Annotated in this window: 12 protein-coding genes; 4 read left to right on the top strand and 8 right to left on the bottom strand. The window is 31.7% G+C overall.

Going from position 1 to position 14067, the window contains the following annotated elements:
* Positions 1-40: 40 nt before the first annotated feature.
* The 4 genes from ACKTSW_RS07250 to ACKTSW_RS07235 form a co-directional block, all read right to left on the bottom strand.
* Entirely contained in the window at positions 41-820 is a 780-nt protein-coding gene (locus tag ACKTSW_RS07250; RefSeq protein ID WP_408024611.1) for a (Fe-S)-binding protein, read from the bottom strand.
* Between the two features lie 98 nt (positions 821-918).
* Entirely contained in the window at positions 919-2238 is a 1320-nt protein-coding gene (locus ACKTSW_RS07245) for a 4Fe-4S dicluster domain-containing protein (protein ID WP_408024610.1), read from the bottom strand.
* 49 nt (positions 2239-2287) lie between these two features.
* Positions 2288-3253: an MlaD family protein gene (locus tag ACKTSW_RS07240; RefSeq protein WP_408024609.1), complete on the bottom strand. Its 966-nt coding sequence runs from the start codon at positions 3251-3253 to the stop codon at positions 2288-2290.
* A gap of 65 nt (positions 3254-3318) precedes the next feature.
* Positions 3319-4560 carry an N-acetylmuramoyl-L-alanine amidase family protein gene (locus ACKTSW_RS07235; protein ID WP_408024750.1) on the bottom strand — a complete coding sequence of 414 codons (1242 nt, stop codon included), beginning with the start codon at positions 4558-4560 and terminating at the stop codon, positions 3319-3321.
* Positions 4561-4654: 94 nt separating this feature from the next.
* On the opposite strand from ACKTSW_RS07235, the gene ACKTSW_RS07230 reads away from it, so the two are divergent.
* Both ACKTSW_RS07230 and ACKTSW_RS07225 read left to right on the top strand, forming a co-directional pair.
* Positions 4655-7363 carry a putative LPS assembly protein LptD gene (locus tag ACKTSW_RS07230; protein WP_408024608.1) on the top strand — a complete coding sequence of 903 codons (2709 nt, stop codon included), beginning with the start codon at positions 4655-4657 and terminating at the stop codon, positions 7361-7363.
* 27 nt (positions 7364-7390) lie between these two features.
* On the top strand, positions 7391-7771 hold the full coding sequence (locus ACKTSW_RS07225; RefSeq protein WP_408024607.1) for a Rid family detoxifying hydrolase: 381 nt from the start codon (positions 7391-7393) through the stop codon (positions 7769-7771).
* Positions 7772-7820: 49 nt separating this feature from the next.
* Here ACKTSW_RS07225 and ACKTSW_RS07220 read toward each other — a convergent pair whose 3' ends face one another.
* The 3 genes from ACKTSW_RS07220 to pfkA form a co-directional block, all read right to left on the bottom strand.
* Entirely contained in the window at positions 7821-8183 is a 363-nt protein-coding gene (locus ACKTSW_RS07220; RefSeq protein WP_408024606.1) for a methylglyoxal synthase, read from the bottom strand.
* A 66-nt stretch (positions 8184-8249) separates the two neighbouring features.
* Positions 8250-9242: a type I glyceraldehyde-3-phosphate dehydrogenase gene (gene gap, locus ACKTSW_RS07215; RefSeq protein WP_408024605.1), complete on the bottom strand. Its 993-nt coding sequence runs from the start codon at positions 9240-9242 to the stop codon at positions 8250-8252.
* A gap of 23 nt (positions 9243-9265) precedes the next feature.
* Entirely contained in the window at positions 9266-10249 is a 984-nt protein-coding gene (pfkA, locus tag ACKTSW_RS07210) for a 6-phosphofructokinase (RefSeq protein WP_408024604.1), read from the bottom strand.
* Positions 10250-10379: 130 nt separating this feature from the next.
* On the opposite strand from pfkA, the gene ACKTSW_RS07205 reads away from it, so the two are divergent.
* Complete coding sequence (locus tag ACKTSW_RS07205) at positions 10380-12107, top strand: sodium:solute symporter family protein (RefSeq protein WP_408024603.1); 1728 nt, start codon at positions 10380-10382, stop codon at positions 12105-12107.
* Positions 12108-12135: 28 nt separating this feature from the next.
* Here the strand turns inward: ACKTSW_RS07205 and ACKTSW_RS07200 are convergent, their stop codons facing one another.
* Positions 12136-13503 (bottom strand): tetratricopeptide repeat protein, encoded by a 1368-nt coding sequence (locus ACKTSW_RS07200; RefSeq protein WP_408024602.1) that lies wholly within the window; start codon positions 13501-13503, stop codon positions 12136-12138.
* A gap of 206 nt (positions 13504-13709) precedes the next feature.
* Between ACKTSW_RS07200 and ACKTSW_RS07195 the strand changes: the two genes are divergently transcribed.
* Positions 13710-14051 carry a DUF2853 family protein gene (locus ACKTSW_RS07195; protein ID WP_408024601.1) on the top strand — a complete coding sequence of 114 codons (342 nt, stop codon included), beginning with the start codon at positions 13710-13712 and terminating at the stop codon, positions 14049-14051.
* Positions 14052-14067: the final 16 nt, after the last annotated feature.

Genomic DNA, 14067 nt, shown 5'->3' with positions numbered 1-14067 from the left:
ATTCCCGCTTTCGCGGGAATAATGATATCTATTTTTTCTATTATAAATTATTTGCTTCTGCTATTAACTCAGCAATATCTTTTACTTCAATTTGCGCTTCTTTTTCTTTAAACTTCACACCATCAGTCATCATGGTATTACAATAAGGACAACCGGTTGCAATAATTTGAGGTTTTGTTTCTAAAGCATCTTCTGTTCTTAAAACATTAATGTCTTTATCGCCTTTTTCTGGCTCTTTAAACATTTGTGCTCCTCCAGCGCCACAACATAATGCTGTTGATTTATGACGCTTCATTTCGGTCATTTTTACTCCTAAACGACGAATTAATTCGCGCGGACTTTCATACACATCATTGGCACGCCCTAAATAACATGGATCATGATATGTTAAACGTTTTCCTTTTAGGTTTTTATCCCCAATCGTTAAACGCCCTTCTTTAATTAACTTGCTAATATATTGCGTGTGATGATATACTTTGTATTTCCCTCCTAATTCTGGATATTCGTTTTTTAGCGTATTGAATGAATGCGGATCACAAGTAACAATCGTTTTTACTTCGTAAGCATTTAATACTTCAATATTCGTAACGGCCTGCATTTGAAATAAAAACTCATTCCCTGCTCGCTTTGCTGCATCGCCTGTTGAACTTTCTTCGGTACCTAATACTGCAAAATCAACCCCAGCTTGTTGTAATATTTTTACGAAAGCTCTTGTTATTTTTTTTGCTCTATCATCATAACTTCCTGCAGCTCCTACCCAAAACAACACTTCTGGTTGTTTTCCTTGAGCCATCATATCTGCCATTGTTGGTACGTTCATAATTCTTTATCGTTTAATTGTTGAACTATTTTTTTGTTTACAACCTCAAACTACCGAGGTTATTTTTTTAGTTTTTACGGAATAGAATAGTAACGAAACTACTCTTCATCTTTCCAATTTAATCTATCCATTTGACTGTACTGCCAAGGTGCTCCGTTATTTTCAATATTGGTCATCATCATATTTAACTCTTGTGGAGCTGCTGATTCTTCCATTACTAAATAACGGCGCATATCTATAATAATAGATAATGGATCGATACCAATAGGACATTCTTGCACACAAGCATTACAACTTGTACATGCCCATAATTCTTCTGGAGTAATATAATCGTTTAACAACTGCTTTCCGTCGTCTTTGAACTCCCCTCCATTAGCATCTATATTTTTTCCTACTTCTTCTAAACGATCGCGTGTTTTCATCATAATTGCACGTGGTGATAACTCTTTTCCTGTCAGGTTCGCAGGACACGACGATGTACAGCGTCCACATTCAGTACAGGTATAGGCATTCATCAATTGTACCCAGTTTAAATCGGTTACATCGGAAGCTCCAAATTTCTCTGGCATTTCTTCCTCAGCTCCTTCTTCTGGCATCGCATAAGGGTCGGCATCTGGATCCATCATCATTTTTACTTCCTTCGTTACTGCTTCTAAATTATTGAACTGTCCTTTTGGGTTTAAGTTTGCAAAAAACGTGTTAGGGAAAGCTAATAAAATATGTAAGTGCTTAGAATAGTATAAATAGTTTAAGAAAATTAAAATTCCTACGATGTGTAACCACCAAGCTGTTTTTTCAATAGTGTGTAATGACTCTGTAGAAAAGCTATCAAACCAAGGAGCTATGAATTGAGAAACTACATTTCCTACTCCTGCCTCTTGAAATGGAACGTCTGTAGCATTCATTACTAAAAATAACGTCATTAATACCATTTCAAAGTATAAAATAATATTACCATCATTTTTAGGCCAGCCTTCCATTTCTTTATTCCAAAAGCGTTTTACTTTTTCTATATTTCTACGGAACCAGAAAATTATTACTGCTACAAATACTAATAAAGCTAACACTTCAAAATTACCAATTAAAAATCCGTACAAAGCATCTCCTATAATTGGTTGAAAAACACGGTGTGTACCAAACAATCCATCAATAACAATTTCTAACATCTCTATATTGATTAGTATAAAACCAACATATACAACAATATGTAAAATACCTGAAACTGGACGACGTACCATTTTATATTGCCCTAAAGCTATTTTTGCCATGTTTTTCCATCGCTCAGGTTTTCTATCTGTTCTATCAATATCTTTTCCTAATTTAATGTTTCGTATTAATTTACGAACATTCATTACAAAATACCCTATAGCTGCAATTAAAATAAGTGCAAAAAAGATGTTTGGTACATATTTTTCCATCGTTCTTTAATTATTAAGTTCTGTTAGATTTATAATATGAAACGTAAGTTTATTTATTACTTACATTATTAGTGTTATTTACTTCCTTATAAGGTTTTGCTTTTTTCCCAAATAAAGAAAAATGCACAAACCTCTTTGGATTTAATTTCATTTCTCTTAACAATTCTTCCATTTCTTTTGAAGCATTTGTTAAGTTGGTATACATTGTTTCATCAGTCATTAACTTTCCTAAAGTTCCTTTACCAGACTTCATATCTGCTAATAAACTGTTAACGTTTGATAAGGTTGCTTCAAGTTTTTTTACTGACTCCCCTAAATTAGCTTTAGCTAAATCATCTGATACTTTTGAAAAAGTATCTGTAATTTTTTTTGTATTGGCTAAAGTAGCATCGAGATTATCTTTGTTATCGGCTAGCAAAGTATTTACAGAGGCTAATGTTTTACGAACATCAGAAATTGTTCTTTCTAATCCTAAAATACTTCTATTTAAGCTTTGGCGAGATTTTTCATCTAGAATATCATTTACTCCCATAAATAAAGAGTCAGCCCCCACTAAAACATTTTCTAATTTTGCCTGAATAGGATTTAATTTTTCACCTACCGATGAAAATATATCAGACTCTACTTCTCCTTTTAAATAATCTCCTGATTTTGCTATTTCACCATCATATTTAGGTACAATTGCTAAACTTTGACCTCCCATTAAACTTGCTGAATAAATTTTAGCAACACTATTTTTTGAAAATTTAAAATCGGTATTCAATGATATCTTGACTATTAAATTTCCTTTTTTTTCTGGGTTTTCATTAAAGGATATTTCGTCTACATTCCCCACTTTTAGTCCGTTAATTGTAACTGAACTCGCTTCTTTAAGACCATTTATATTATTGTACTCTACAAAAAAGTGTCTTGCATTAGTACTGAACAAATCTTGTCCTTTTAAAAAGTTATAACCCCAAATAAACAAGGCAATAACAACTACAGCAACTATTCCTGTTTTTAGTTCTTTAGACATATAAAATATTTATACGAGCGAAAATAACAATAATTTTGGGAGTATAAATATAGAATTCCTCTAAATTAAAGGTTTTTTAGTGCTTCTTTGATAGAAATTCGTTTTCCGTTTTTAAAAGCAACTACCCAAGCATCTTTATAACCTTTGCTTCTAACCTCTGGTAAAATCTTTTTTATTTCAGATAAACTAGGTGAGCTTCCGTAGTAATACTTGTAATAATCATCTATAAATAAAGACTCTACGTTTTGCAACCCTTTAAAACTATTGGTTAAAAGTTTTTTTCTTGAGGCTGCTATTTGTACACTAAACACCACACTTGTTGAAGTTAATTTTGAAGGTGGTGGTGTTTTTATAATCTCCTCTTTTTTTGGTTTTATTTCTGTAATTGTCTTTTTAACAATTGGCGTTGGTTTTTCTTTTTGTACAACCGGTCTTGGAACTTCTTTTTGTTTAACTGGTTTTGGTATTTCTTTTTCTACTAGAGGTGCATTTACGGTTAATGTTTCACTAATTGTGTTTAACTTTAGTCGTTCAAAATATTTTCTTATTGCTTCCGCTATTGATTTTGCCATTTTAATTTGACCGGTTCTAGAGTTTAAAAATTGACCTTCGCTTTTATTAGTTAAAAAACCTAACTCTATTAAAACACTTGGCATAACCGTTTCTCTTAACACCAAAAAATTAGCTTGCTTTACCTTTCTGTTATTTCTTTTTATTGCTACAAAATTGTTTTGAACCAAACCTGCTATCCCTAAACTATTCTCTAAATTTTCTTCTTGAAGCACAGATAAACCTATTACTGATTCAGGTGAATTTGGATCGTAATCATAGTTTTGTTTATAATTATCCTCTAATAAAATTACAGAGTTTTCCTTTTTTGCTATTTCTAAATTTTCTTTATTTCCGCTTAATCCTAATACAAAAGTACTTGCTCCATTTGGGTCTGGTCTTCTAAAAGCATCACAATGGATAGACACAAATAAGTCGGCTTTTTTTTCATTTGCTATTTTAGCTCTATTATGTAACTCTACAAAAACATCTTTCTTACGAGTATAAACTACCTCGATATCTTTAGATGTTAATAATTCTTTCCCTACATCTAGTGCTACTCTTAGTGCTATGTTTTTTTCTCTAAAACCATTCCCTAAATTACCAGGGTCTTTTCCTCCATGACCTGCGTCTAAAACTACAGTATATTTTTTTTGCGCTAAAACAGATGATACTTCACCTGATAAAATAGCTAAAGAGGTTAGTATAATTAAGGTTAATTTTGAGATATTATATTTAGGGAAATTTAAGAATTGCATCAATAAAATTTAACTATTTTTGGTTTCTAAAATATAGGCATTCAAATAGCACGCCAAAGTTTTTAAATATAACACAAAAATAGTATTAATAATATTGCGAGCAAATCGAACTTACATACTTTTAGCTTTCTATCTTTTTTGTTTTCAATTAGGTAATGCACAAGAAATTGGCAATAAAGGCATTACTCCTCAAAAACCAAAAAAAGATTCTATTTTAACTAAATCAAAAGATACTTTAATAGTTTCTAAAAAGAATTCCCTTATTAATAGAAAAAGAGATACGATTGTAAATGATTCTATCAAACCAAAGGAGGTTATTGATGGCATTATTACTCATAATGCTGAAGATTACACCATACAAAATGCCAAAGACAAAACAATTACTTTATACAATAAAGCTCATGTAACCTATACGGACATTGATTTAAAAGCTGGAATTATTATTCTAGATTACAAAAACAATATGGTATATGCTAAAGGAATTAAAGATAGTACTGGATATCAACAAAAACCTCAATTTAAACAAGGAGGGCAAGAATCTGAACAAGACTCCATTATTTTTAACTTTAAAACAAAAAAGGCTTTAGTTTATGGTGTAAAAACTGACCAAGCTGGAATTATTACTTATGGAGAAAAAACAAAACGGGTAAATGACTCTACTATATACATGAGACGATTACGTTTTACTACTTCTCAGAAAAAAATTCCCGATTACTATATCCAAACAAATAAAGCGAAACTAGTTCCTGGAAAAAAAATTATTGTTGGAGGTAGTAATTTAGTATTAGCGGATGTACCTACTCCTGTTTATTTACCTTTTGCTTATTTTCCTTTAACTAATAAAAGAACTTCTGGTTTTATTATTCCTTCTTGGGGTGAGAGTAACAACCAAGGTTTTTTTATGCAAAATGGTGGGTACTACTTTGCCTTGAGTGATTATTTTGATTTAACTGTTTTAGGAGATTTATACACTAATGGAAGCTGGGGATTGAATACTTCCTCTAACTATTATGTTCGTTATAAATTTAGTGGAAGTTTTAGTGTTCGTTATGAAAACCTTATTAGAGGTATTCGTGGCTTAAGCGACTACAGTAAATCAACTAACTTTAATATCAGATGGAGCCATAGTCAAGATGCTAAATCAAGCCCTAACTCTCGTTTTTCTGCTTCGGTTAACTTAGGAAGTAGCAGATATTATCGTCAATCATTGAATGAATTTAACAGCTCACAATTCTTAAATAACACGTTAAACTCCTCTATTTCATATTATAAAAAATTCGTAGGCACTCCCTTTAATTTAAATGTAACTGCAACTCATTCACAAAACACTAATACCGAATCTATAACAATGACCCTTCCTTCCTTACAATTAAATATGGATCGTATTTATCCATTTGCTGGTACAGGAGGTGTCAAAAAGAACGCTATTCAGCGAATGGGACTTAATTATAGCATGCAAGGTCAATATCAAATTAACACGAGTGATGATGAGTTTTTCACACCAAAAATGTTTAAAACTGCTAAAAAAGGTGTACAACATAATCTAAGTACAAATACTAGTATGAAGGCCTTTAAATATTTTACACTATCTCCAAGTGTAAGTTATAAAGATGTATGGTACTTTGATCAAATAAAAAAACGATATGATCCTACTGCTATTGGCAACCAAGGTAATATAGGTACTGCCGTTAACGATACAATTAGTGGGTTTACCCGTTATAATGAATATAATTTTGGTGTTTCTTTGTCAACTAATATTTATGGAACCTTCAACTTTAAAAAAGGCCGTTTAAAAGCAATTCGCCATACAATTAGACCTTCTATTTCTTATGGATATCGCCCTAATTTTGCTGACAGCTATAATTTAACCGTTCAACAAAATTCAGATCCAAACGATTTACTAACCTACTCTCCTTTTGAAGGTGGTATTTACGGAACACCAGGAAGTGGTGTTTCTAACTCGGTTAGTATTTCCGTAAATAATGTTTTAGAAGCAAAAGTGGCTCCTAAAGACCCTAATAGTGATGAAGAGGATAAAAAAATAACTATTCTTAATAACTTAAACTTTAGTACTAGTTATAACATAGCTGCCGATAGTTTACGATGGTCTCCTGTAAGAGCTAATGCCGGAACACGTCTTTTCAAAGACAAGTTAGCATTAAATATGAACGCTACTTTTGATCCTTATCAAGTGAATAGTGATGGACAAAGGATTAACAAGTTTAATAGTTCTATCCTTAGGCTTACTAACTTAGGCGTAACTGCTAATTATTCAATTTCTAGCAAAGACTTTGAGAAAAAAGATGATGAAGATGCCTCTGAAAACGAAAATGAAAGTGGTAATGGTGCACAAGACACTCCTGATGTTTTTGGTGAAAATATGGGGGTTACAAATGGATTCCCTAACAATATTAATAATAGAAATACTAACAAAGACGAGACTAAAGAAACCGAACTTTATAAAGCTAAAATACCTTGGACTCTTAATTTAGCTTATTCCATGAGTTATACTAATACTGGTTTAAAAAGCAATATTGGTAACAACACATTAATGTTTAGTGGAGACATAGAACCTTCTCCTAAATGGAAAATAGGTTTCTCTTCTGGTTACGATATTAAAGAAAATTCTTTTACCTATACCAGGCTTAATTTTTCTAGAGATTTAGATAGTTGGCGTTTTAATTTTAACTGGACTCCTTTCGGTACCAACTCTTCTTACTATTTCTTTATTGGTGTAAAATCTTCTGTATTAAGTGACTTAAAATGGGATAAAAATAAACCACCAGATAGGGTATTATTCTAACATTTAAACAACAAACAATTAATTATAATGAAAAAAATAATCACAACCGATAAAGCTCCTGCTCCAATTGGTCCGTACAACCAAGCAATACTGAGTGGCAATACTTTATACACTTCTGGACAAATAGCTATTAATCCTAAAACTGGTAAGTTAGTTTTAGATTCTATTGAAGCAGAAACGAAACAGGTAATGGAAAACATGAAAGAAGTATTAGCTGCAGCTGACATGACTTTTGAAAACGTTATTAAGGCTTCTATTTTTATTTCAGATATGCATAACTTTTCAAAAATTAATGCTGTTTATGGTGAGTATTTTGATGATGCTACAGCTCCAGCACGTGAAACTGTAGAAGTTGCCAACTTACCTAAATTTGTTAATGTTGAGATTAGCATGATTGCCATTAAGTAAAAAGATTATACATAAAAATAACAAATCCACTTTCTTAAAGTGGATTTTTTTATATCGCTTTTATTAATAATTCTGCTGTTGAAGGATTCGTAGCCAACGGTACATCATGAACATCACACAAACGCATTAACATAGAAATATCTGGTTCATGTGGATGTTTTGCTAATGGGTCTCTAAAAAACAATACCATTTGGCATTTTCCTTCTGCTACTCTACCTGCAATTTGAGCATCACCACCAATAGGCCCTGATAAATATTTTATTACTTCAAAACCTGCTTTTTCTGCTTTTTCTCCTGTTGTTCCTGTTGAAATTAACTGAATACTTTTTTGGCGTAAAACTTCTTTGTGTTCGTTTAAAAACTGAACCATTTCAGCTTTCATTCCATCATGTGCTATAATTGCTATTTCCATAAATAGTGTTTAAAAAAATATTCCCGCTTTTAGCGGGAATACAATATTACAAAATATTTTATGCTTTTATAAAGAAGCTGAATACTCTAATAAATCTACAATTTTAGTAGCATATCCAAACTCATTATCATACCAAGAAATTACCTTGAAAAAGTTTTCGTTTAACTCTAAACAAGCATCAGCATCAATTACTGATGTTCTTGTTTCTGAAACAAAATCTTGTGATACTACCTCATCTTCAGTGTACCCAATAATCCCTTTAAATTCACCTTCTGAAGCTTCTTTTAATGTTGCTAAAATTTCTTTTAACGAAGTCGCTTTATCTGTTCTAAATGTTAAATCAACCAAAGAAACATCAGCTACAGGGACTCTAACTGCCATTCCTGTTAATTTTCCTTTTAACTCAGGAATAACCTTGGTTACAGCTTTCGCTGCTCCTGTTGATGTAGGAATAATATTGTTAACTACTGAACGTCCTCTACGCCATTTTTTATTAGGTCCATCAACTGTATTTTGTGTAGAAGTAGCTGCATGAACTGTAGTCATTAATCCTTCTTTTAACCCAAAATTATCGTTAATCACTTTTGTTAACGGTGCTAAACAATTTGTTGTACAAGAAGCGTTAGAAAAAATGGTTTCATCAGGGGTTAAATCTTTATGATTGACTCCCATTACATACATAGTTGCATCTTTTGAAGGTGCCGAAATAATTACTTTTTTTGCTCCTCCAGTAATGTGCATTGCCGCTTTATCCTTGTCAGTAAAAAAACCTGTAGACTCAATAATATATTCAGCCCCAGCTTCATTCCATTTCAAGTTTTCAGGATTTCTTTCAGCAGTAACTCTAATAATTTTTCCGTTAACGATTAAATTCCCATCTTTTACCTCTACATCTCCATCAAAACGTCCATGAACTGAATCATATTTTAATAAATAGGCTAAATAATCTACCTCTAACAAATCGTTAATAGCTACAACCTCAACATTACTTCTATTCATAATAGAACGGAATGTTAATCGACCAATCCTTCCAAATCCGTTAATTCCTATTTTTATCATTATTTAAAATTTTATATTCGTGTTTAAGTGGTCATTATATCTGACACTCTTAGTAACTCAGTATCTATATTATGTTGACCTTTGATTGCTTTTTCTAAATCAGTAGCTACTACTTTATTATCTTTTAACCCTACCATCAAGTTTGTCTTTCCATCAAGTAATAATTCTACGGCGCTTACTCCTAATCTACTCGCTAAAACTCTATCAAAACAGGTTGGAGAACCTCCTCGTTGCATGTGTCCTAACACAGAAACTCTGACTTCATATTCTGGTAAGTTTTTTTCTACATAATCAGCCAGTTCAAATACATTTTTCCCCGTTTTATCTCCTTCAGAAACTACTACAATACTCGATGATTTTCCTGATCTTCTACTTTTCTTTAGCGATTCAAGCATTCTTTCTAAGCCCAAATCTTCTTCAGGGATTAAAATTTCTTCTGCTCCTGCTCCAACACCAGCATTTAAGGCTATAAATCCAGCATCACGTCCCATTACTTCTACAAAAAAAAGACGATTGTGAGAAGAAGCCGTATCACGAATTTTATCTATCGCTTCAACTGCGGTGTTTAAAGCCGTGTCGTAACCAAGAGTATGACTTGTTCCAGAAATATCATTATCTATCGTACCAGGAATTCCTATAATAGGAAAATTGAATTCTTTGTTAAAAATTACACCTCCCGTAAAAGAACCATCTCCACCAATTACAACTAAGGCATCTACGTTATTTTTCTTAAGGCTTTCATAGGCTTTCTTTCTTCCTCCTTCTGTTCTAAAGTCTTTTGAACGAGCCGATTTTAAAATGGTACCTCCTTTTTGAATGATATTATTCACGCTTCTAGCGGTTAACGGAATTAAATCTCCTTCAATCAATCCTTGATACCCTCTATAAACCCCCATACAATCTGTACGATAATATGCACAAGTCCTTACAACTGATCGTATCGCTGCGTTCATTCCTGGAGAGTCTCCCCCAGAAGTCATTACTGCTATTTTTTTTATTTTTCTCATAAAACGAATATCAAATTTACTCAATTTTACTTGTTTTCTATCAAAAAAAAGACAAATTCATTTCTCCTTTTAGTTCAAATTTAACTATTCATTTTATTTGGTTACTTTTAGCCAACAAATAAAACAAACTATGCTATTAAGCTCTCTTGATTATATCATTATTTTCGGTTTTTTCATTCTTTCATTATTTATAGGAATATGGGCCTCAAAATCAGCAGGTAAAAATAGTTCTGAATTCTTTTTATCAGGAAGAAATATGCCATGGTGGTTGTTAGGCGTTTCGATGGTAGCAACCACGTTTGCTGCAGACACTCCTGGATTAGTTACTGAGTTAGTTAGAAAAAATGGTGTTTCTGGTAACTGGGTTTGGTGGGCTATGCTATTAACAGGAATGTTAACTGTGTTTTTTTATGCTAAATTGTGGCGAAAGTCTGGTATTACCACAGACCTAGAGTTTTATGAGTTAAGATATTCTGGTAAAATGGCAAGCTTTTTAAGAGGTTTTAGAGCTATTTATTTAGGAGTCATTTTTAATGTAATTACAATGGCTGGTGTTTGTTTAGCAGGTGCGAAAATTGCCAATATTCTATTAGGGATTTCTCAAGAAGAAATGTTACTATACTCATCAATTATTGTAGTTCTTTATTCTTCTCTAGGAGGATTAAGAGGTGTATTACTAACAGACTTTGTTCAATTTTTAATTGCCATGATTGGCTCTGTTTGGGCTACGATATATATTGTTGGTTTACCAGAAATTAACGGACTTTCTAATTTATTAACACATCCAAATGTGAGCGATAAACTAGCTATGCTTCCTGATTTTTCAGATAAAGAAGCATTAATTACCTTGTTCATCATCCCCTTTGCTGTACAATGGTGGAGTACTTGGTACCCTGGTGCTGAACCAGGTGGTGGTGGTTATATTGCACAACGAATGTTGGCTGCTAAAGATGAAAAAAATGCTACATGGGCTACTTTATTTTTCAACTTTGCACACTACGCTTTACGTCCTTGGCCATGGATTATTGTTGGATTGGCTTCATTAATCATTTTTCCTAGTTTAGATAGTATGAATCAAGCTTTTCCTAGTTTGACTACAGAAATGCAAGGTCATGATGTTGCTTATGCTGCAATGATGACGTATTTACCTGCTGGACTCTTAGGGATTGTATTAACTTCTTTAATTGCAGCTTTTATGAGTACTATTTCTACACAGTTAAATTGGGGTAGTTCTTATATTGTAAATGATTTTTATAGTAGATTTATTAATAAAAAAGCCTCCGAAAGGCAAAAAGTTGTTGTTGGTAGAATATCAACTGTCGTTTTAATGCTTTGTGCTGCGTTATTTTCTTTCTACCTACAATCAGCCAAAGGTGTTTTTGATTTATTACTACAAATTGGTGCAGGAACTGGACTTTTATTTATTTTACGTTGGTTTTGGAGTAGAATTAATCCATACAGTGAAATTGCCGCTATGGCTATTTCATTTCTTATTGCTATTTTCTTTTTTATCAACGGAAAAATGGAAACTCCTATCATAGAAATTGCAGGTTATTGGCAATTAATTATTGGAGTTTTTATCACAACTATTGGGTGGGTTACCGTAACTCTTTTAACACAACCTACAGATAGTAAAACGTTACAAAGCTTTGATACACTTATCTTTGAAAGAGAAGATAAATTTAAAAATGTTGGATTTAAAATTGTTGGATTTGTAACAGGAACTATTGGGGTATATAGTTTTTTATTTGCTACTGGAAACTGGATTTACGGAAAAACAGGACTCGCAATAATACTTTCAGTAGTTACTGTAACCTCTATGATAATTTTAAAAAGAATTTGGAAATTTATATCTTAAAACCTTTTAATAAAACACAATAGTATTATTATATAGCTTTATAGTAGCTAGAAATTACTTGTTGTATTTTTTTATTTTCAAAAACAGAAGGGTAGAGTTCTTTCACAATCGTGTGGTACTCAAAATCGATTGCTAAAGCTTTTTTTAAATGTGCTATACTATACTCTTCTTTACCTAAAATCATAAACAATCCGCAAAGTCTATACTCTATTTCTGCAAATTCCTTATAAACTTTCCTTGCTCTAATTAAAATTTTAAGAGCTTCATTAAACTCTCCTAAGAACAATAAAATATCTGCTAGCGCTACATATATTTCAATTTCTCTATCTCCTAGTGTCAAACAAGTATTAAGAGCTTTGACTGATTCTTCGTAAAAATTAAGTTTTAAATTAATATCTCCATAACGTCTCCAATATAAAACGTTTGATTCATCTATTTGAATTGCTTTATTAATATAATACAACGCTTTTTGATAGTTTTCTTGATTATAACAAGCATTTGTTAATAAAATCCAACCTCTATCTAAAAGAGGGTCTTCATACACTGCTTTTTTATAAAAATGGATAGCCGTTTGTGTGTTTTCTAATTTCTCATAACACTCTCCTATCCTTATATAAGCATACGCTGTGGGATCATCTAACTCTAGTGTTACTAAATAATTCTCTATAGCTTCTTCGTAGCATTTTAATTCTTCTAAGGCTTTTGCTTTTTCTAAATATCCGCCAATAAAACTATCATCAATTAATACTGCATAATCAAAAGCTGTTAATGCTTCCTTAAACATTCCTAATTCTAAGTATTGTTTCCCTAATTGATGCCACGCAACTTCACTGTATGGATTTTTATCTAGATATGTATTTAAAAATTTGATTGCTTCTTCATAACTACCCTCCATTTCAAAACAATAAACAATATTGTATAAAGAGGAGTAATCTTCATAATCTACTTCAATACATTTAGCAAAGTTTAAACATGCATTTTCAAAATCATCTAAATAAAGATATTCCATACCTATCATAGACCAAACATCGGATGAATCTTCTATAAATTCTAAAGATTCTTTTAAAATTGCAATTGCTTCGGTGTGCTGCTTCTTTTTAGATAGAATTATCGCTTTTTGTATAAAAACCTCATCATTATGAGGTTCAACAGCTTCAATAGCAGACAACATTTTAATTGCTTCGTGTAACTCATCTTCAAAAATTAAAATTTCTACTTTCATTAATTTTAACTGAATTGAAGATGGATGCTGTTCTAAACCTAACTGTACTGCTTTTTTTGCCAACGACTGTTTACCTATATTTAAATAATGCTCTATTATTGTTTCAAACTCTACAGCATCAAAAAAATATACTTCATTGGTTTTTAACATAGATTCAAATTTTGATAAAGACATAAGCTACAGAATTGAATTTATATAAAATTACTACAAGAACAGTACCTATTTACCACCCCCCCTAATTCTTTTCAACAATTTAATTAACAATACTCATTCATTATTATACGCTTATTAATATTACGTTATTTTTGAAAGAGTTAATTTAATAATTTTTCTATATTTGAAAGAACAAAAAATCAATATCTAATTTAAAATAGAAAATCATGAGTAAATTTGACGAAAAAGTAGCACTTTATAAAAAGTTTATGGACGATAGAGACATTCGTTCTAACACTGAACTATTAACTGCTGTAACTAAAGGTTTAGGACCTTCTATCTACAAAAATGATGCTGAAACTGTGTCAGGTAGTGACCCTAAGGAATTAGAAACAGTTAAGAAAAATTTCTTAATGAAAAAATTAGGTTTAGCTGATGGTCCTGAATTAGATAAGGCTATAGGAGAAGTAATGGATAGAATTGGTAAATCTGAAAGAAATAAGTATCGTGCAGTAGTATACTACATGTTAGTTAAGAAATTCGACAAAGAATCTGTTTACGGAATGTAATAGCTTTTTAAACAAA

Source organism: Tenacibaculum sediminilitoris (genome assembly GCF_964513795.1).
GTDB classification, from domain to species: domain Bacteria; phylum Bacteroidota; class Bacteroidia; order Flavobacteriales; family Flavobacteriaceae; genus Polaribacter; species Polaribacter sediminilitoris.
Note: the sequence above shows the minus strand (reverse complement) of the source record. Positions and strands in the feature narration are given on the sequence as shown.

What these genes read in the sequence shown, in the direction of transcription:
- ACKTSW_RS07250 (WP_408024611.1), bottom strand. Translation starts at nt 820, where the DNA reads ATGAACGTACCAACAATGGCAGATATGATGGCTCAAGGAAAACAACCA.
- ACKTSW_RS07245 (WP_408024610.1), bottom strand. Translation starts at nt 2,238, where the DNA reads ATGGAAAAATATGTACCAAACATCTTTTTTGCACTTATTTTAATTGCA.
- ACKTSW_RS07240 (WP_408024609.1), bottom strand. Translation starts at nt 3,253, where the DNA reads ATGTCTAAAGAACTAAAAACAGGAATAGTTGCTGTAGTTGTTATTGCC.
- ACKTSW_RS07235 (WP_408024750.1), bottom strand. Translation starts at nt 4,560, where the DNA reads ATGCAATTCTTAAATTTCCCTAAATATAATATCTCAAAATTAACCTTA.
- ACKTSW_RS07225 (WP_408024607.1), top strand. Translation starts at nt 7,391, where the DNA reads ATGAAAAAAATAATCACAACCGATAAAGCTCCTGCTCCAATTGGTCCG.
- ACKTSW_RS07220 (WP_408024606.1), bottom strand. Translation starts at nt 8,183, where the DNA reads ATGGAAATAGCAATTATAGCACATGATGGAATGAAAGCTGAAATGGTT.
- gap (WP_408024605.1), bottom strand. Translation starts at nt 9,242, where the DNA reads ATGATAAAAATAGGAATTAACGGATTTGGAAGGATTGGTCGATTAACA.
- pfkA (WP_408024604.1), bottom strand. Translation starts at nt 10,249, where the DNA reads ATGAGAAAAATAAAAAAAATAGCAGTAATGACTTCTGGGGGAGACTCT.
- ACKTSW_RS07205 (WP_408024603.1), top strand. Translation starts at nt 10,380, where the DNA reads ATGCTATTAAGCTCTCTTGATTATATCATTATTTTCGGTTTTTTCATT.
- ACKTSW_RS07200 (WP_408024602.1), bottom strand. Translation starts at nt 13,503, where the DNA reads ATGTCTTTATCAAAATTTGAATCTATGTTAAAAACCAATGAAGTATAT.
- ACKTSW_RS07195 (WP_408024601.1), top strand. Translation starts at nt 13,710, where the DNA reads ATGAGTAAATTTGACGAAAAAGTAGCACTTTATAAAAAGTTTATGGAC.